The sequence below is a fragment of the Vibrio sp. RW genome, assembly GCF_027587105.1.
GTDB lineage: Bacteria > Pseudomonadota > Gammaproteobacteria > Enterobacterales > Vibrionaceae > Vibrio > Vibrio toranzoniae.
Genome location: NZ_JAPPTM010000008.1, coordinates 64153 through 83227, shown reverse-complemented (window position 1 = coordinate 83227; position 19075 = coordinate 64153). Strand labels below are relative to the sequence as shown.

Below are 19075 nucleotides of genomic sequence, written 5' to 3'. Positions count from 1 at the left end.
ACTCTCCTAATACTTAAGCGTTAATGCCAGTGATTTTCACTTCAGTGAACCACTGACGGTGACCAGCTTGCTTACGCGAGTGCTTACGACGACGGAACTTAACGATTTTTACTTTATCGCCACGACCGTGTTGTACTACTTCTGCAGTAACCTTGCCACCTTCAACAAGAGGTGCACCAACAGCGATTTCTTCGCCGTTAGCAACAAGAAGAACTTTATCAAATTCAACAGTTGCACCAGTTTCAACGTCTAATTTCTCTAAACGAAGTGTTTGACCTTCGCTTACTCGGTGTTGTTTGCCACCAGATTGGAAAACAGCGTACATATTTTACTCCGCTTTTTCCGCACAGCCTATGGTTGTTATTTGTACAACTCGGGTGTGCGCTAAACTAATCAATAGGGCGCAGATTCTACGGGAATCATGCCGCTATGACAAGCCATATTTTTAAAAAATTGGCGAAAACCTGTTCGCCAAAGAAAAGTGCGGCAATCATGCCTTTAAGTGATGTATTAATCAACGTTTTTTAGTGTATTATTCAACAATTAAACACAACGTATAAGCCTTACAGGGTCTAACTTCAGCCGGATGAACAATGGATTTTAAAGCTATCCAAACGCTTACTGCCAATGATATGGCAAAAGTGAATGAAACAATTCAAGCCCAACTTAATTCTGACGTAAGTTTAATCAACCAGCTTGGTTTTTATATCGTTAGCGGTGGTGGCAAACGCCTACGTCCTTTGCTTGCTCTTTTATCTGCTCGTGCACTTGGTTACCAAGGTGAAGCTCATATTACTTCTGCAGCCTTTATTGAGTTTATTCACACCGCTACTCTGCTTCATGATGATGTCGTCGACGAATCGGATATGAGACGCGGTAAAGCCACAGCCAATGCCGCTTTTGGTAATGCCGCTAGTGTTTTGGTTGGTGACTTTATTTACACTCGTTCGTTCCAAATGATGACAACCTTAGGATCCTTAAAGATCCTTGAGCTAATGAGTGAAGCGGTGAACGTGATTGCCGAGGGTGAGGTTCAACAATTGATGAACTGCAACAATCCGGATACCACAGAAGAAAGCTACATGCAGGTGATCTACTCTAAGACCGCTCGCTTGTTTGAAGCAGCGACACAAATCGGCGCAATTCTTACAGAATCTTCACCTGAAGTCGAAACGGCAATGCAAAACTACGGTAAATACCTAGGCACTGCATTCCAACTGATTGATGATGTGATGGATTACACTGCTGATGGTAAAGAGATGGGTAAAAACGTTGGTGACGATCTTGCTGAAGGCAAACCAACACTGCCTCTATTGTACGCTATGCACAACGCTGCTCCAGTACAAGCGAGCATGATTCGTGAAGCGATTGAAAAAGCCAACGGGATGGAACGTCTCGACGACATTATGTCTGTCATGAAAGAAACAGGCTCTTTGGAATACACGGTGAATAAGGCGTATGAAGAAGCAGATAAAGCGATTGCTGAACTGTCCGTAGTTCCTGATTCCGAATATAAGCAAGCCCTAATAACGCTCGCGCACTTGGCCGTTAAACGCAGTAAGTAACCGAGTTAAGATGAACACTCCATCTTAAAAGCACTGTCTTATATAGATAGACAAAAAGAGCCTTAGGGCTCTTTTTTTGATCCTAACAAAATTGGTATCCGAACCAGTTTCAATAGCGACTCGATTCTAGCGACAATGGAAGCTGAGCTTCAACTGCTTCTATCTCTTCCAGCGGCACAGCATACTGCTCGTGGCTGTTGTAAGACTCGACCAAGGCAAATTGTTCTTGTTCATCTATAACTAGGATCTTTCCCAAACGACCTAAATGAAAATGTACGTTCATTCCTTTTTGAATACGGCTCATCGCTGTTGCTTCACTCGTATCTTTAAAACACTGTTTACGAATGGGACCAATGCTAAGATCAAAAAAGCCGACCACATTGATCGGCTCTATTAACGATTTTAAACTGAATTAAATGCTGTACCGCTTACTTAGCGAATTCAACACCAATCTCAATATCGCCATTGAGTGTTTCTAGCATGCTATCTAATGCATTACGTTCGAAGTCGCTCAACTCACCGTAGCTAAGGATCGCTTCAGCGCCCTCTTTGCCTAGTTTCACTGGTTGTGCGAAGAACGGTGCGTGCTCGCCTTCACCTTCAACGTATGCACATTCAATTACGTTCTCTTCGCCTTGAAGTGCTTTCACTAGAGCAAGACCGAAACGACAAGCCGCTTGACCCATAGATAGTGTTGCACTGCCGCCGCCAGCTTTCGCTTCTACGACTTCAGTACCCGCGTTTTGGATACGAGTTGTGAGCGCTGCGATTTCTTCGTCTGCGAACTCTACACCTTCAACTTGAGATAGCAGAGGAAGGATCGTAACCCCTGAGTGACCGCCGATAACAGGAACACGGATGTCGCTTGGATCTTTACCTTTCAATTCAGCAACAAACGTTTCAGAGCGGATTACATCAAGAGTCGTAATACCGAATAAACGGCGCTTATCGTAAACGCCCGCTTTCTTAAGAACTTCAGCAGCAATTGGCACAGTAGTATTTACTGGGTTAGTGATGATACCAACACAAGCAGTAGGACAAGTAACTGCAATTTTCTCTGCAAGAGACTTAACAATACCAGCATTCACATTGAAAAGATCCGCACGATCCATGCCCGGCTTACGAGCAACACCCGCAGAAATAAGCACAACATCCGCACCTTCTAGTGCTGGTGTTGGATCTTCACCCGCGTAACCTTTGATTGAAACAGGCGTTGGGATATGGCTAAGATCGGCAGCGACACCCGGAGTAACCGGTGCAATGTCGTAAAGTGCAAGATCTGAACCAGCAGGTAGGCGGTTCTTAAGTAGTAGGGCTAGGGCTTGACCGATGCCACCAGCGGCACCAATAACAGCTACTTTCATTGTTATTCTCCTTGAGAGCTTTCTCTTATAAATTTTTGGTAGGGTAGTTCTTGAGCTAAATTATCGTTAAAAAGCTATATTAATCACAAAGTGATTACAATCAATTAACGCCAGCTTTGCGACTTCGCGCAAGTCAATAAAACCGTGCTACACAGCGAATTCGCATTATGGCGATAATTGACTGAAATAACAAAATAAGCCGCCGTAAATAACACATTATTCTATTAAATATTTACAGTGATATGACTAACAAATCGTTGGGATATTTTGGCTAAATCTGAATATGTATGCGAGAATATGCAAATATATTTGTTAATGAATAAGAATGACATATGCGCAATACAGAAAAACAAGACAACTTAGTTCGCGCTTTTAAATCGTTATTAAAAGAAGAACGTTTTGGATCGCAGGGCGAAATTGTTGATGCCCTCAAACACGAAGGCTTTGAAAGCATCAACCAATCTAAAGTTTCGCGTATGTTAACCAAGTTTGGTGCAGTTCGAACTCGCAACGCAAAAATGGAAATGGTTTACTGCCTTCCTGCTGAGCTTGGGGTTCCAACTGTTTCTAGCTCTCTTAGAGAATTAGTACTGGATATTGATCACAACAATGCGTTAGTTGTGATACACACAGGTCCTGGTGCCGCGCAACTTATTGCTCGTTTACTAGACTCATTAGGTAAGTCAGAAGGCATACTGGGCGTAGTCGCGGGCGATGACACTATCTTTATTACTCCAACCTTAGCAGTGACGACTAAGCAACTGTTTGATTCCGTGTGCGAACTGTTTGAATACGCAGGGTAATTACTCATAATTTAACAGCTATCAATTGTATTTATGGATCACGAACACCTATTAACTTCGTGATCCGAATCACATCCTAGAATATCTACCTTTCCCCTAAGCCAGTAACACTAAGCCATTGATTTTAAAAAACTCAATAGCAAATTGAACATGAGATCCATGCATCATTTGTTAGATTTTTTAGCTATATCTTTTAACATTTGAGTAATTTTCTGCCAATTTTTGATATTATTCAGCCACTTTTTCATCACATGGATTGAAAAAGATGCCGTTTCCAAATAGGAAACTCCAGAAACGACTACACTTGTTTCAGGGTTAATAATGAGTAAAGGAAGGGAAATTCATGGCATTTACCAAACTTGTTAAAGTTGGTGCTATTGCAGCAGCTGTAATGGGCGCTGGCGCAGTTAACGCTCAAGAGTTCATCACAATTGGTACTGGTTCAGTTACAGGTGTTTACTACCCTACTGGTGGTGCAATTTGTAAACTAGTGAACAAGGGCCGCAAAGACCACAACATCCGTTGTTCTGTAGAGTCTACTGGTGGTTCAATTTACAACGTTAACACTATCCGTGCTGGTGAACTAGATTTCGGTGTTGTTCAATCGGACTGGCAATACCACGGCTACAACGGCACAAGTAAATTTAAAGATCAGGGCGAATACAAGAAACTTCGCGCTATGTTCTCTCTACACACAGAACCGTTCAACATCATCGCTCGTACCGATGCTGGTATTAACAATGTGTCGGATCTCGCTGGTAAGCGTGTAAACATTGGTAACCCAGGCTCTGGTGACCGTGCAACCATGGGTGTTGTAATGGACGCTATGGGTTGGACTAATGACAGCTTCAAACTTGCTTCTGAACTGAAAGGTTCTGAGCGTTCACAAGCACTTTGTGATAACAAGATTGATGCATTCATCTACATGGTTGGTCACCCGAACGGTTCAATCAAAGAAGCAACAACGTCTTGTGATGCAAAACTGGTTTCAGCAACAGGTCCTCAGATCGACAAAATCGTCGCTGAAAACCCATATTACGCATACAGTACCGTTCCAGCAGGCATGTACCGTGGTACAGACGCTGACGTAAATAGCTTCGGTGTTGCTGCAACTATGGTAACAACTTCAGACGTTTCTGAAGAAGTGGCATACAACGTTGCTAAGGCTGTATTTGAAAACTTCAGCACTTTCAAACGCCTACACCCTGCATTTGCAAACCTGAAGAAAGAAGACATGGTTAAAGCGGGTATCTCCATCCCACTTCATGCTGGTGCAGTAAAATACTACAAAGAAGTAGGCCTTCTTAAGTAACTCTACTTAAACCTACTCAACCAATAAGGAGGCACGCTCTCCTTATTGGCTTTCCGTGTTTATAAAAATAACCTAAGAGAAAAATGACAAGCCTTTAAGTTTCTCCAAATTGGAGGACTTACCTTCATATCAAGCCTAAGACAAACAAAGACGCATTTCCCTGTCAGTTCACTACACTAGATAGGGAATAAGTAACGTCTCGTTGTTCTCAAGAAAGGCAGACCATCAATAATAAGGATAAAGTACATGACGCAGACAACATCACCGTCTCCAGATGTGCAAGAAATGGTGGCACAATCAGACACTGGTGCGCGTAGCCCTCGCGGTATCCAAGGCCGTATTTTATGGTTTGTGCCTTTATGTTGGTCACTGTTCCAACTTTGGTATGCATCTCCGCTACCGTTTATTTTTAACTTCGCTATTCTAAATGATACCGAAGCTCGAGCAATTCACCTGACGTTTGCTATTTTTCTAGCTTTTACCGCTTACCCAGCCTTGAAAAACTCACCTCGGGATCGCATCCCCGCTGTCGATTGGGTATTAGCACTTGCTGGTAGTTTTTCAGCTTCTTATATTTATATTTTCTATACTGAGCTTGCCGGTCGTTCGGGGGCCCCGACAACATTCGATATTGTTGCGGCTGTCATTGGTATGGTTCTACTGCTGGAAGCAACACGACGCGCTTTGGGTCCACCTCTTATGGTTGTGGCAGCAGTATTTCTACTTTACACCTTTGGCGGTCCACACATGCCAGACGTTATTGCCCATAAAGGGGCAAGCCTAAATAAGGCGATGTCGCATTTGTGGTTAACAACAGAGGGTGTATTCGGTGTAGCTCTTGGCGTATCAACGTCATTTGTATTCTTGTTTGTACTGTTTGGTGCAATGCTAGAACGTGCTGGTGCTGGTGCTTACTTCATCAAGGTTGCATTCTCACTGCTTGGCCACATGAAAGGCGGCCCAGCAAAAGCAGCCGTTGTTGCATCTGGCCTATCCGGTCTAGTTTCTGGTTCATCTATTGCTAACGTGGTAACGACGGGTACTTTCACGATCCCTCTAATGAAAAGAGTCGGATTCTCAGGTGAAAAAGCCGGAGCTGTAGAAGTTGCCGCTTCAACCAATGGTCAATTAACCCCACCAATCATGGGTGCCGCGGCCTTCTTAATGGTCGAATATGTAGGTATCTCGTACGTCGAGGTTATTAAAGCAGCGCTATTGCCCGCTCTTATCTCTTACATCGCCCTAATTTACATTGTTCACTTAGAAGCATGTAAAGCAGGTATGACTGGCCTACCTCGTCGCCACACGCCAACGATATTGCACAGCCTGCTTTCGTTCACTGGTACCATTCTTGGGCTATGTGTGATCAGTGCTGCTGTTTACTACGGTGTCGGCTGGACAAAAGATGTCTTTGGCGATGCAGCGACACCAATAGTGACAGTTGCGCTATTGATTGCTTATGTTGCTCTCGTTCGCGTATCAGCAAAATACGCCGCTGAAGGTGGCATGGACATCGATGCCGAACTAACCGAAGTACCAGATCCAGGCCCAACCATTAAATCTGGCCTGCACTTCTTACTGCCTATCGTGGTTCTTGTTTGGTGCCTGACTGTAGAACGATTCTCCCCAGGTCTTTCTGCCTTTTGGGCAACGGTATTCATGATCTTCATTTTGCTCACTCAACGTCCTTTAATGACTCTGATGAACAAATCGAACGATCTTGCTGAACAAACTAAAGCGGGCTTCGTAGACTTAGCAGAGAGCTTGGTTTCTGGCGCACGTAACATGATCGGTATCGGTGTCGCAACAGCGGCGGCTGGTACGGTTGTCGGTGTGGTAACGCTGACCGGTATCGGCCTTGTGATGACCGACTTCGTTGAATTTATCTCAGGTGGTAGCATCATTCTTATGTTGCTATTTACTGCGGTAATCAGCTTAATCTTAGGCATGGGCTTACCAACCACAGCAAACTATATCGTCGTATCAACACTGATGGCCCCAGTAATTGTTACCCTAGGCGCAGCGCACGGCCTAATCATTCCACTGATTGCCGTTCACTTGTTCGTGTTCTACTTCGGTATTCTTGCGGATGATACGCCTCCGGTTGGTCTCGCGGCATTTGCAGCGGCAGCGATTGCGAAATCAGATCCAATTCGCACAGGTATTCAAGGTTTCACCTACGATATCCGTACTGCGATCTTACCATTCATGTTTATTTTCAACACTCAGCTACTATTGATGGGCATTGACTCATGGTGGCATTTGGCGCTAACCATCTTATCTTCTGTGACTGCGGTTCTTATATTTGCCGCCGCGACACAGGGTTGGTGGTTTACCAAAAACAAGTGGTGGGAAACAATACTATTGTTGGTTCTGACTTTCTCGTTCTTCCGCCCTGGTTTCTGGTGGGACATGATCTATCCAGCGAAAGTTCTTTCACCTGGAGTTGAGATAGCTCAAATCACAGAAAACCTATCTGTGGGACAATCTGTCGAGTTAAGAGTGGGTGGCGAGAACTTAGAAGGTGACTATTCTGAGAAAACAGTTCGTCTTCCATTTGAAGATTCTGCAACAACAAGTGAAGACCGCATCGCTTCAATGGGCTTAATGCTGACAGAAACTGAAGGCAAGATGATTGTCGATATGGTTGAGTTTGGTAGCCCAGCTGAAGCCGCTGGAATTGACTTTGATTGGGAAATTAAATCTGTAATCCAAGATGCAGAACGACCAATGAAAGAGTGGGTATTCTTACCGGCCCTACTCATTTTAATTGGTTTAGCGATGAACCAAAGACGACGTGCTCGTAAGGATGAGATTAGCGCGTAATGGATAGAGCCAGGTAGCGCTCAACTCTATTTGGCTTTTTGATTACATGGAAAAAATAATGACAGCGCTTAGGGAATACGACTGGGCGCTGCTTAAAATGAGACGAAGACATGTATAAACAAATCCTTGTTCCTGTCGATCTTAACGACAAAGGCTTTTCTGATAAAGCAGTCGAGCTAGCGGTATGGCACGCAAAACACAGTAATGCTGAAATCCACATTTTAAACGTACTACCGGGCATTCACATGTCAATGGTTGCATCTTACTTCCCGAAAGATGCGGCGAACCAAATGAAGATTGATGTTAAAAATCAGCTCAAAGAGTTTGCAAACAAGCACATCGACGATAATGTTGTGTATAAGGTTCACGTTGCCGAAGGCAAGGCTTACACCACAATTCTAGATTACGCAGAAAAGCTTGGCGCCGACCTTATCGTGATGCCGAGTCATAAGCGTTCAAAAATTGACAAAGTTATGCTTGGTTCTGTTGCGAGCAAAGTGGTACAGAACTCGCCAATCAATGTATTGGTAGTTAAGCCTCATGGCTAATGGCTAATGGCTAATAAGCTAGTAATCTAATAAGCCCTGTCGAGCTGAAATAAAAGACTTAAAAAGGTTGGCCTAAAAGCCAACCTTTTTTATTTCTACTTCATCAAGCACAGACTGCTGAATACAACCTCAATTAACCAACAAGATTTTGTGGCTTACCCGCAATAAACTCATCGATGTTATCCATTAAGATATCAGACAGCTTTTGAATGGAGCTATCGCTACCCCATGCCACGTGAGGTGTCAGCAGTAAATTAGCTAAGCGACTGTTAGCTAACAGTGGATTCGAGTTGTCTGCCGGTTCTTGTGTGAATACATCCATCCCCGCGCCAGCAATCTCATGACTTTTCAGAGCCTCCACTAAGGCTTGCTCATCCACTAATCCACCACGCCCAGCATTAATGAGTACCGCGCTTGGTTTCATCATTGCTAGCTCTTGTTTCGAGATCAGATTTCGAGTCGCTTCAGTCAATGGGCAGTGTAAGCTGATCGCATCCGCTTGCTGTAACACAACCTCAAAAGGCAAGTAACCTTCTCGACAAGATTCAGCCCCTTTACGCTCAGCAAAGATGACGTTCATGCCAATGGCTTTTGCAAGAACCGCGGTGGCTTGCCCTAAGCTGCCACTGCCCATTAAACCCAATGTACTCCCCGCCACGTCTTGTATCGGATGAGTAAAGAAACAGAACTGCTTGTCCTTCTGCCACGCTCCCGCTTCAATATCTTGATGGTAACCGACGAGGTTACGCTTTAACGCAAATAGCATCGCGATAACATGTTCGGGCACCGATTGAGTCGCATAACCTTGGATATTGGCCACTGCTATGTTTTTCTCATTGCAGTAATCAACATCAACGTTATTCACACCCGTCGCTGAAACAGCAATGAGCTTGAGTTGTTGCGCTTGCTGCAGGTTACTCTCGTTGAGCACGACCTTATTGGTGATGACTACATCCGCTCCCTCAATTCGCTCAGACACTTGCTCTGGCGCGGTGAAATTATACTCAACCCACTGATGCTCAAAGCTAAGAGGTTTTAAAGTAATTTGAGATGGGATGGTGGCTCGGTCGAGAAAAACCACTTTCAACTTCGGCATTGTACTTCCTTGGTTCAGTCGATTGAATGGTCTTATTCTAAGCTTTTAGCTTACTGTAGTCTGGAAGCTCTGGCGCAATTTCAAAGTGCTGTTCAATTTGTGGTGAAGCTTGAGGATAAAACTCGCAAGGAACAAAGGCTTTGAACCGTTGATTATTCGCCGGATGATAGAAGCTCAGTTCACACGCATGCAAAGCCAGCCGATCGCTATACTCAAACGCTTCAGGCGTTGCATAAAACTCGTCGCCCACAATTGGATTCCCTATTTCCATACAATGCACACGCAACTGATGAGAACGACCGGTAATCGGTAGTAACTTCAACAAGGTGGTTTGAGCCTCTTCTTGCTCCACCACATACCGAGTCTGTGATGGCTTGCCCTCGTCAAAACACACTTTCTGCCTAGGGCGGTTTGGCCAATCACAAATAAGTGGAAGGTCGATCACGCCTTCCTTTCCTTCCACCTTTCCCCATACTCGTGCGTAATAGAGCTTATGGGTCAGTCGATATTGGAACTGCTTCTTCAAATGACGCTCGGACTGCTTATGTTTAGCGAGCAGCATCAAGCCCGATGTCGACATGTCCAATCGATGCACGACTTGAATATCAGCAAACTCCTCAACCAACCGACTCCACATACTGTCGTAATGCTCTGGTAATCTCCCAGGCACCGAAAGCAGACCTGCTGGCTTGTTCACCACAAGAATATCGTCATCTTGATAAACAATATCAATCCACGGTTCACGTGGTGGTGTGTACTCTTCTAACGCCATTAGAGCCTCTTAATTGCTGGTAAATAAATTATGCTTAACTCGTTTATTTATAAATACGATTTTCAACATTTTCGTACATAAAAGTTGACGGCCTTACAAAACATGGTATTGATAGGGGAAAGGAAAATAAGAAGTCAGCATTAAAGGAAAAATAATGGAAAATACGGTTAAAACAACCACAAAAAAAGCACAAACCTCTACTCCCCTATCAAGCTTAATTAAGTCTCTTGGCCCAGGCATTATGATGGCTGCGGCGGCGGTGGGAGGCTCTCATTTAGTTGCCTCAACCAAAGCAGGTGCCATTTATGGCTGGCAGCTCGCTGCTCTTATTATCCTCGTTAATATATTTAAGTATCCATTTTTTAGAGCTGGCATCCAATATACGCTAGGCACAGGTCAAAGTTTAGTTGAAGGTTACTCTAACCTAGGCCGCCCATATCTAGTGATCTTTTCGATACTGAGCACCATTTCCGCCGTCGTGAACACGGCCGCTTTGTTACTATTCAGTGCGAGCCTACTTAGCTACTTCGTTCCTTTTGATCTAGCGATCAGCACGCTTTGCATGATCGTTTTAGCTACCTGTTTGATCATTCTGTTTGCTGGCCATTATCGCGCGCTTGATACGCTATCTAAAGCGATCATGGCGATCCTGACCATCACAACCTTGGCTGCCGTTGCCATTGCTATCGGCTCTCCAGTCGAACCTGACGCGGCTTTTGTTCCGCCGTCGCCTTGGTCATTGGCTGCGATTGGTTTTATCGTGGTAACCATGGGTTGGATGCCGGCGCCTATCGAGATATCAAGCATCACCTCAATGTGGCTAAAGAGCCAAAAAGAGAAACAAGAAGTAACCGCTCAATCAGCGCTATTCGACTTCAACATAGGTTATATTGGCACGGCATTACTGGCACTGGTATTTGTTGCTTTAGGCGCTCTGGTCCTTCACGGTTCAGGTGTTGAATTGTCTCGTTCTGGCGTTGGCTTCACTCACCAATTAGTCGGCATTTACGCCTCTACCATTGGGGAGTGGTCTCGTCCACTGATCGCTCTTATCGCTTTCTTCTGTATCTTTGGTAGTACGATTACCGTTATCGATGGCTACTCACGCGTGCTTGCTGAATCACAACGTCTATTGCTTAAAAAAGAAAGCAGCCCAAAAATGCTACAGGGTTGGATCGTCATCGTCTCTCTCGCAGCACTCTCCATCGTGATGTTCTTCAGTGCTGCTTTAATGCCTATGCTTGATTTTGCGATGGTGCTTGCGTTTGCAACAACACCGTTCTTCGCGCTGCTTAACTTCATTTTGGTAAGCAAAGCCAAACTACCAGAAGCACTGGCGATTGGTGCAAAACTGAAATGGTTGTCAATTGCGGGTCTTGTTTACTTATTTGGTTTCCTAGCGGTATTTGTTTGGTGGAAGTGGTTAATGTAATTCCTCTGCAATGACACCTTTCAACAACCAAAATACCTTTCAAACGCGAGATAAAAATAAGGCCTTCATGATGAAGGCCTTATTTCGTTGAAGCATTTCGCTAATTCAAAACTAGTTGTGAGAAACCACAATCAAGCGCAATGAATCCAACTGAACCTGAGCTTTGCTGATGTAACCTGTCAATTCGTTGATTTGAGCTTCGATTACCTCTAGCTCTTCATCACGGATATTAGGGTTAACCGCTTTAAGCGCTTGTAGACGCTCTAGCTCACCGTTTAAGTTAGTTTGCATATCCTTCTGAGCTTGTTGGCGCACTTCTTCAACCTTCGGCAGTACATGCGTCTCACCCGCTTCGATAAGCTTGTGAATCTCACCTTGTACCGAGCTTACTAGCTTGCTTGCTAAGTGACGGTTTACCGGGCTTAGCTGACGGTTAAAGCTATCGAATTCAACCTGAGCAGATAAATCGTTACCACGACCATCCATCATCAAACGAATTGGCGTCTTAGGTAAGAACTGGCTGATACCACTGCGTTTCGGTGCTTGCGCATCCACAAGGTAAACCAGCTCAAGCAAGATAGTGCCCACTGGCAACGCTTTGTTTTTCAGCAGTGATACCGCTGACGCACCGACACCTTCACTCAATAGCAGATCAATACCGCCTTGAATCATAGGGTGTTCCCAACTAATGAAGTTCATGTCTTCACGAGAAAGCGCTGTATCACGGTCGAACGTGATGGTTGCGCCTTCGTAAGGTAAACCTGGGTAGCTTGGTACCATCATGTGCTCAGATGGCGTTACAACCAGCGCATTTTCACCCTTGTCGTCTTGGTTCAAGCCAATGGTATCGAACAGGCTCAGTGCAAAGGTTACTAGGTTGGTGTCGCCATCAGTCGATGCAATTTTTTCTGCAATGTCGTGCGCTTTGTCGCCGCCGTTTGAGTGCATCTCGAGTAGACGATCGCGGCCTTTTTCTAGATCCGCTTTTAGGCTTTGATTTAGCTTGGCAGACTCTTCAATCACTTCATCAAGCTGCTCTGTATTACCAGAAGCCAGCATTTCGATAAGCACCTCAGAGTACTTGTCGTAAACCGTGCGACCCGTTGGACAAGTTTCTGCGAATGCATTCAGACCTTCATCAAACCAACGCGCAAGAATCGCCTGTGATGTCCCTTTCAAGTAAGGAACATGAATATCGATATCACGCAGTTGACCGATACGGTCCAAACGACCAATACGTTGCTCAAGCAAGTCAGGGTTGAACGGTAGATCGAACATTACTAGTTGGTTCGCGAATTGGAAGTTACGACCTTCAGAACCGATCTCACTACAGATAAGAACCTGAGCGCCGCCCTCTTCTTGAGCAAAGTAAGCCGCCGCTTTATCACGCTCTAAAATCGACATGCCTTCGTGGAATACGGTTGCACGCACACCTTCACGCTCACGCAGTGCTTGCTCTAATTGCAAAGCAGTACTCGCACGCGAAGCGATCACTAAGATCTTTTCGCTGCGCTTGTCTTGGATCTTTTCAATCAACCAATTCACACGTGAATCGAACTGCCACCAGCTTGAGTCTTCACCTTCAAACTCTTGGAAGATCTCTTCAGGGTACAGCATCTTCATTGCACGAGCTTCTGGTGCCATCTTGCCACCGATCATGCCCGATACACGCATCGACGTTGTGTACTGCGTTGGGATATCCATCGGAAGTAAGTTTACATTGCGCTTAGGGAAGCCTTTGATTGCAGCACGTGTGTTTCTGAAAAGAACACGACCGGTACCATGGCGATCCATAAGATTATCAATCAATTCTTGGCGAGCTATTGCTTGCTCTTCTTCACTGCTATCACCTTCAATAACGCGGAATAGAGGCTCAACATCTTGCTCAGACAGCAGTTCTGTAATCTGGTTTTTCGCGCTGTTTTCCAGCTTCACACCAGAAAACAGTGCCGTTACTGCATCAGCAACCGGGGCGTATTGGTCTTCTTCTTCAACGAAGGCTTCATAATCGTAGAAGCGATCAGGATCCAGCAAGCGTAGACGTGCAAAGTGACTCTCACGACCCAATTGCTCTGGGGTTGCGGTTAGCAGTAGTACACCAGACGTATTTTCCGCTAAGCCTTCCACCACTTGGTACTCGCGGCTTGGTTTGTCTTGGCTCCACTCAAGGTGATGCGCTTCATCGACAACCAGCAAGTCCCACTCGCCTTCAAGTGCTTGCTCGTAACGCTTGCGGCTCTTACGTAGGAAATCCAGAGAACACAGAACGTATTGTTGAGTATCAAATGGGTTATCTGATTCAGCAAAAGATTCGATGCAACGCTCTTCATCAAAGATAGAGAAGTGCAGGTTGAAACGGCGCATCATCTCAACTAACCATTGGTGTTGCAGAGTTTCAGGCACCACAATCAGAATACGTTCAGCACGGCCAGACAGCACCTGTTGGTGGATGATCATACCCGCTTCGATGGTTTTACCTAAGCCAACTTCATCGGCCAGTAAAACACGTGGAGCATGACGGCGACCGACTTCATGAGCAATGTACAGCTGATGAGGAATTAAGCCTGCACGCATACCACACAGACCACGCATTGGGCTCTTGTGTTGTTGGTATTGATTACTTAGCGCGCGGTAACGCAGCACAAAGTTATCCATACGGTCGATTTGACCTGCGTACAGTTTATCTTGTGGCTTGTTAAAGCGGATCTGATTGCTTAAGAAGATTTCACGCAGAGCGACTTCTGTTTCTTGGGTATCTTCGCGAGTACCTAAGTAGGTTAGCAGTCCTTTGTCTTCGATAACTTCTTCGACAGACAGAGACCAACCTTCTTGGCATTCGATGACATCGCCTACATTAAACGTTACTCGGGTTACGGGAGCATCAGTACGTGCATAGACACGGTTTTCTTCTGACGCTGCAAACATTAGTGTCACTGTGCGAGCATCCATTGCTACAACGGTACCTAAACCTAAATCGCTCTCCGTATCGCTTATCCAGCGTTGCCCCAAAGCAAATGTCATGAATCGACTACCTCAATCTTATAGTTGGAATTTGGTCTTTTTTAACTGCATTTTTAAACACGAGCGTTCTCACTCCCGAACTGAAAATATAGCCAAAAACGCCTAGTTTGCAGCCACTTTTTAAGTGCACTCTAGATAATAAATATCTTGAGGAAATGGTGCAGAAAAAGGTCGCTAATCTTACTCGATGCTGTGATTTAGGTCACGCCTAAAGGCGATGATTTCATGCTTTTTTTCTGTTTTCGCTAGTGCAATCAAACTGTAAAAAAATCATGGTTAATCTATAGGTAGCAGATTGCTGCTCTCAAACGAATACGCCATATTCATCGACAACAATATGGCGCTGTTCCTCAAGATGAAGTTTAGGTAAGTAGTTGACTATCTGCAGAATCAGATACTAATCTTTATATGAGCTTTATCTACGTTCAATGAATGCAAGGCAAGCCGCACGTCGGCAAGGAGATGCTATGGGCGAGACCAACCGGAAGCTATTTGTTTTAGACACCAATATCCTACTTCACGAACCCTTCGCTATATTTTCTTTCCAAGAGCACGATGTCGTGATTCCCATGACAGTGCTAGAAGAACTCGACAGAATCAAAGACAGTAAAAGAGACGTTGCTCGAGATGCGAGAATTGCGATTCGCACGCTCGAAGATCTGTTCAGGGAAGCCACACCCGATCAAATTTCGGAAGGCATTCCTTTCTCTAAAGAAATAAACGCATCCGGCAGTATTTCCATACTCGCTGACTACGAACTTCAAGAAAGCATTAAGGCCTTCGCCGACGATAAAGCTGGCGATAACCGAATCCTCAACGCTGTCCTCTATCTTCAGAATAAACGCGCGCCACGCGAAGTGGTGCTGATCACCAAAGACATCAACATGCGCTTACGAGCCAAAGGCGCTGGTGTTCGCTTTGTTGAAGATTATCAAACCGATCAGCTGATTGATGACATCCAATACCTCACCAAAGGCTTTCAACAACTCGAAGGATCCTTTTGGGATGGTATCGATAACGTTGAAAGTAAAAGCTTGGGGGGCAAAACCTTACATACTCTGGCAAGAGCACCTTTCGAGCCCACCTTTCTCAATCAATATGTGATTGACGAAGAGAGTGACTTTGCCGCTCGAGTCGAAGAGATTGAGGCCGAAACGATCACGCTTCGCGATCTAAGCCGAGAACGGTTAATGAACCGTAGAGCATGGGACATTACACCAAAGAACATCTATCAAGGTATGGCGATCGATGCCCTGCTCGACCCTGATATTGATCTGGTGATTCTCACTGGCGCCGCGGGTAGCGGTAAGACACTGTTAGCCATGGCTGCTGCGCTTGAACAAACCATCGAACGTAAACAGTTCGATAAGATCATCGTAACCCGAAACACACCCGATATCGGTGAGTCGATTGGTTTCCTCCCGGGTACCGAAGAAGAGAAGATGTTGCCTTGGTTAGCGGCAGTGACCGACACACTGGAAGCGCTGCACAAGAACGACCACTGCACTGAGGGCTCAATGAAGTACATCTGTGACAAAGCCAACATTCAGTTCAAATCGATTAACTTTATGCGTGGCCGTTCAATCCAGAATGCCTTTGTGCTTCTGGATGAATGTCAAAACCTCACCGCTTCACAAATTAAAACCATCATCACTCGTTGTGGTGAAGGGACCAAGATTGTCTGTTCTGGCAACCTAGCGCAGATAGATTCTTCTTACTTAACCCCTGTGACTTCTGGTTTAACCTACATGGTTGAGCGTTTTAAAAACTTCGAAGGCAGCGCCAATATCCACCTCAATGGCGTAGTACGTAGCCGACTGGCAGAGTTTGCTGAAGAGAACATGTAAGAGCTTATGCATTAGCACAGCCCCAAAACAAAAAAGCGCCTCACATTGGAGGCGCTTCTAGCTTCTAGCTTCTAGCTTCTAACTGTTAAGAAGCTGAAACTCTAATCAAACGGGGTTAGCCTGAATTACTCAGTACCACCAACGGTTAGCGAGTCTAGTTTCAATGTTGGTTGACCAACACCGACAGGCACGCTTTGACCAGCCTTACCACACACACCAACACCACGGTCGATGCTTAGATCGTTGCCGACCATAGACACTTGCTGCATTGCTTCAATACCAGAACCGATCAGCGTTGCGCCTTTCACTGGGTGAGTGATCTTGCCATTTTCAATCATGTACGCTTCAGAAGCAGAGAACACAAACTTACCAGAAGTGATATCAACTTGACCGCCGCCGAAGTTTGGTGCGTAGATCCCTTTCTCAACCGTTGCGATGATCTCTTCAGGCGTGTGCTCACCCGGTAGCATGTAGGTATTGGTCATGCGTGGCATTGGAAGGTGCGCGTAAGACTCACGACGACCATTACCTGTAGGAGCTACACCCATTAGACGAGCGTTCAACTTATCTTGCATGTAACCTTTTAGGATGCCGTTTTCGATTAGCGTGTTGTACTGACCATTAACACCTTCATCATCCACATTCAATGAACCACGAAGATCGGTCAATGTGCCGTCATCGACAATCGTACATAAGCTTGACGTTACTTGCTCGCCAACTTTACCAGAAAATACCGAAGAGTCTTTACGGTTGAAGTCACCTTCTAAACCGTGGCCTACGGCTTCATGTAGAAGAACGCCCGGCCAACCCGAACCAAGGACCACAGGCATTGCACCAGCAGGCGCAGCCACCGCTTCAAGGTTAACGAGAGCTTGACGAATCGCTTCGTCAGCAAATTGGTAAGCAACTTGAGTACCGTGGTCATCACTTAGGAAGAAGTCGTAACCAAAGCGGCCACCACCACCCGCGCTACCGCGCTCACGACGATCGCCTTTCTGCGCAAGTACACTGATTGATAGACGAACTAGTGGACGAATATCACCAGCGTAAGTGCCGTCTGTCGCGGCAACCAGCATCTGCTCATGCACACCACTTAGGCTTACCGATACTTCAGTCACCATAGGCTCTTTAGTACGAATGTAAGCATCCAATGATTTCAGTAGTTCTGTTTTTTGTTGTTTTTCCCAGCTTGCTAATGGGTTTACCGCATCATAATAAGTTTGGTTAGAGTTACGTTTGAACGCTTGTACCTTGCCGTTTTGACCTTGTTTCGCGATACCACGAGCTGCAATCGCGCTCTGTTTAAGACCATCCAGTTGAATTTGATCCGCGTAAGCAAAGCCCGTTTTTTCGCCAGAAACCGCTCGAACACCGACACCGCAATCGATATTGAAAGAGCCGTCTTTAATAATGCTATCTTCCAGCACCAAAGATTCGTGCCAGCTTGACTGAAAGTAGATATCAGCATAATCAATTTGGCGGGTAGCAATGCTCGCCAATGTATCTGCGATATTCTGCTCCGTAAGCCCTGTTGGGTTCAGTAGCGCTTCTTCAATTTGATTAATGCTCATAAATGGCTCTTGTTTGTAATTAAAATTGATTGGTAAATCGAGAGTGTTGCGCGATGGGCATATTTTGCCTAATAGATTCGCAACTGGATGTGTCTATCTCAACCACCATACTTTTAGGATCTTGGCCTAACTGTGAGACCACTCGTCCCCATGGATCAACCACCATTGAGTGTCCCCATGTTTCTCTTTGGCAAGGATGTTTGCCCCCTTGCCCCACCGCGACAACCCACGACTGTGTTTCGATCGCACGGCACCTCAATAATGCTTCCCAATGCGCTTGACCTGTCACTGCGGTAAACGCTGCGGGTACAACGATAATCTGCGCACCTTGATTACGTAACTCTGAATACAAGTGTGGAAAGCGCACATCATAACAAATACTCAAACCTAAGCGACCAAAAGGCGTTTCCGTTGTCACAACTCGGTCACCCGGCGTAAAAATATCGGACTCTCGATAACACTTGTGTGCATCAGCGACATCCACATCGAACATGTGTAACTTGTCGTAGTGAGTCACTAAACTGCCAAAATCATCAATCACCAAGGTTGTGGTCGTCACACCTTCTGTCGTACTTATTGGCATACTGCCAACTACGATCCAAACTCGATGAAGTTTTGCTAACTCAGACAGTTTATTTTGCAATGGACCATTATTTAAAGGTTCCGCATATTTGTGATAATCAGCCTTGCTACCAAAAACTAACGCGTTTTCAGGACAAACCACCCACTTAGCCCCTAAAGCTTTGCACTTTGCAACTTCTTGAACAAGATAATCAAAGTTTAGCTCAGGGTTAGGGCCAGATGTCATTTGAATCAATCCAACACAATCCATGCGTATTACTCCTCCATTCATTTGATTCAGAAACCAGCATTGACCGTATTAACCACTTACCCTATTAAGCGACGGCCGTCTGCACT

Annotated in this window: 15 protein-coding genes; 7 read left to right on the top strand and 8 right to left on the bottom strand. The window is 45.3% G+C overall.

All coding sequences use genetic code 11. The features are described from left to right. Positions 1-13 precede the first annotated feature (13 nt). On the bottom strand, positions 14-325 hold the full coding sequence (rplU, locus tag OCT63_RS09440) for a 50S ribosomal protein L21 (protein WP_004740823.1): 312 nt from the start codon (positions 323-325) through the stop codon (positions 14-16). 268 nt (positions 326-593) lie between these two features. Here rplU and ispB point away from each other — a divergent pair, with 268 nt between their 5' ends. After that, positions 594-1565, top strand: coding sequence for an octaprenyl diphosphate synthase (gene ispB / locus OCT63_RS09435; RefSeq protein WP_269983641.1), 972 nt, complete (start codon positions 594-596; stop codon positions 1563-1565). A gap of 109 nt (positions 1566-1674) precedes the next feature. On the opposite strand, the gene OCT63_RS09430 is transcribed toward ispB, so the two are convergent. Then, a complete protein-coding gene (locus OCT63_RS09430) occupies positions 1675-1869 on the bottom strand; it encodes a hypothetical protein (RefSeq protein ID WP_060467231.1) in 195 nt (64 codons plus the stop codon). A 124-nt stretch (positions 1870-1993) separates the two neighbouring features. Then, positions 1994-2929 carry a malate dehydrogenase gene (gene mdh / locus OCT63_RS09425; protein WP_269983640.1) on the bottom strand — a complete coding sequence of 312 codons (936 nt, stop codon included), beginning with the start codon at positions 2927-2929 and terminating at the stop codon, positions 1994-1996. A gap of 332 nt (positions 2930-3261) precedes the next feature. Here mdh and argR point away from each other — a divergent pair, with 332 nt between their 5' ends. From argR to OCT63_RS09405, 4 genes are all read left to right on the top strand, one after another. Then, positions 3262-3732 carry a transcriptional regulator ArgR gene (gene argR, locus OCT63_RS09420; protein WP_017055963.1) on the top strand — a complete coding sequence of 157 codons (471 nt, stop codon included), beginning with the start codon at positions 3262-3264 and terminating at the stop codon, positions 3730-3732. Between the two features lie 343 nt (positions 3733-4075). Continuing rightward, the gene (locus OCT63_RS09415) at positions 4076-5044 is read left to right on the top strand and encodes a TAXI family TRAP transporter solute-binding subunit (RefSeq protein WP_017055962.1); all 969 of its coding nucleotides are present in this window, start codon (positions 4076-4078) and stop codon (positions 5042-5044) included. Between the two features lie 246 nt (positions 5045-5290). After that, complete coding sequence (locus OCT63_RS09410; RefSeq protein WP_077679924.1) at positions 5291-7870, top strand: TRAP transporter permease; 2580 nt, start codon at positions 5291-5293, stop codon at positions 7868-7870. 110 nt (positions 7871-7980) lie between these two features. Then, the gene (locus OCT63_RS09405) at positions 7981-8418 is read left to right on the top strand and encodes a universal stress protein (RefSeq protein WP_161688122.1); all 438 of its coding nucleotides are present in this window, start codon (positions 7981-7983) and stop codon (positions 8416-8418) included. A gap of 133 nt (positions 8419-8551) precedes the next feature. Here OCT63_RS09405 and OCT63_RS09400 read toward each other — a convergent pair whose 3' ends face one another. Both OCT63_RS09400 and OCT63_RS09395 read right to left on the bottom strand, forming a co-directional pair. Then, positions 8552-9514, bottom strand: a complete 963-nt coding sequence (locus tag OCT63_RS09400) for a D-2-hydroxyacid dehydrogenase (protein WP_161688120.1) — start codon at positions 9512-9514, stop codon at positions 8552-8554. A 37-nt stretch (positions 9515-9551) separates the two neighbouring features. Further along, positions 9552-10286 (bottom strand): pseudouridine synthase, encoded by a 735-nt coding sequence (locus OCT63_RS09395; protein ID WP_161688118.1) that lies wholly within the window; start codon positions 10284-10286, stop codon positions 9552-9554. Between the two features lie 154 nt (positions 10287-10440). On the opposite strand from OCT63_RS09395, the gene OCT63_RS09390 reads away from it, so the two are divergent. Beyond that, entirely contained in the window at positions 10441-11718 is a 1278-nt protein-coding gene (locus OCT63_RS09390) for an NRAMP family divalent metal transporter (RefSeq protein ID WP_161688116.1), read from the top strand. A gap of 111 nt (positions 11719-11829) precedes the next feature. Here the strand turns inward: OCT63_RS09390 and rapA are convergent, their stop codons facing one another. Beyond that, on the bottom strand, positions 11830-14739 hold the full coding sequence (gene rapA / locus OCT63_RS09385) for an RNA polymerase-associated protein RapA (RefSeq protein ID WP_269983639.1): 2910 nt from the start codon (positions 14737-14739) through the stop codon (positions 11830-11832). Positions 14740-15206: 467 nt separating this feature from the next. Here rapA and OCT63_RS09380 point away from each other — a divergent pair, with 467 nt between their 5' ends. After that, a complete protein-coding gene (locus OCT63_RS09380; RefSeq protein WP_060467096.1) occupies positions 15207-16586 on the top strand; it encodes a PhoH family protein in 1380 nt (459 codons plus the stop codon). Between the two features lie 125 nt (positions 16587-16711). Here OCT63_RS09380 and tldD read toward each other — a convergent pair whose 3' ends face one another. Continuing rightward, on the bottom strand, positions 16712-18157 hold the full coding sequence (gene tldD, locus OCT63_RS09375; RefSeq protein ID WP_060467095.1) for a metalloprotease TldD: 1446 nt from the start codon (positions 18155-18157) through the stop codon (positions 16712-16714). 19 nt (positions 18158-18176) lie between these two features. Then, positions 18177-18989: a carbon-nitrogen hydrolase family protein gene (locus tag OCT63_RS09370; RefSeq protein WP_060467094.1), complete on the bottom strand. Its 813-nt coding sequence runs from the start codon at positions 18987-18989 to the stop codon at positions 18177-18179. Between the last annotated feature and the right edge of the window lie 86 nt (positions 18990-19075).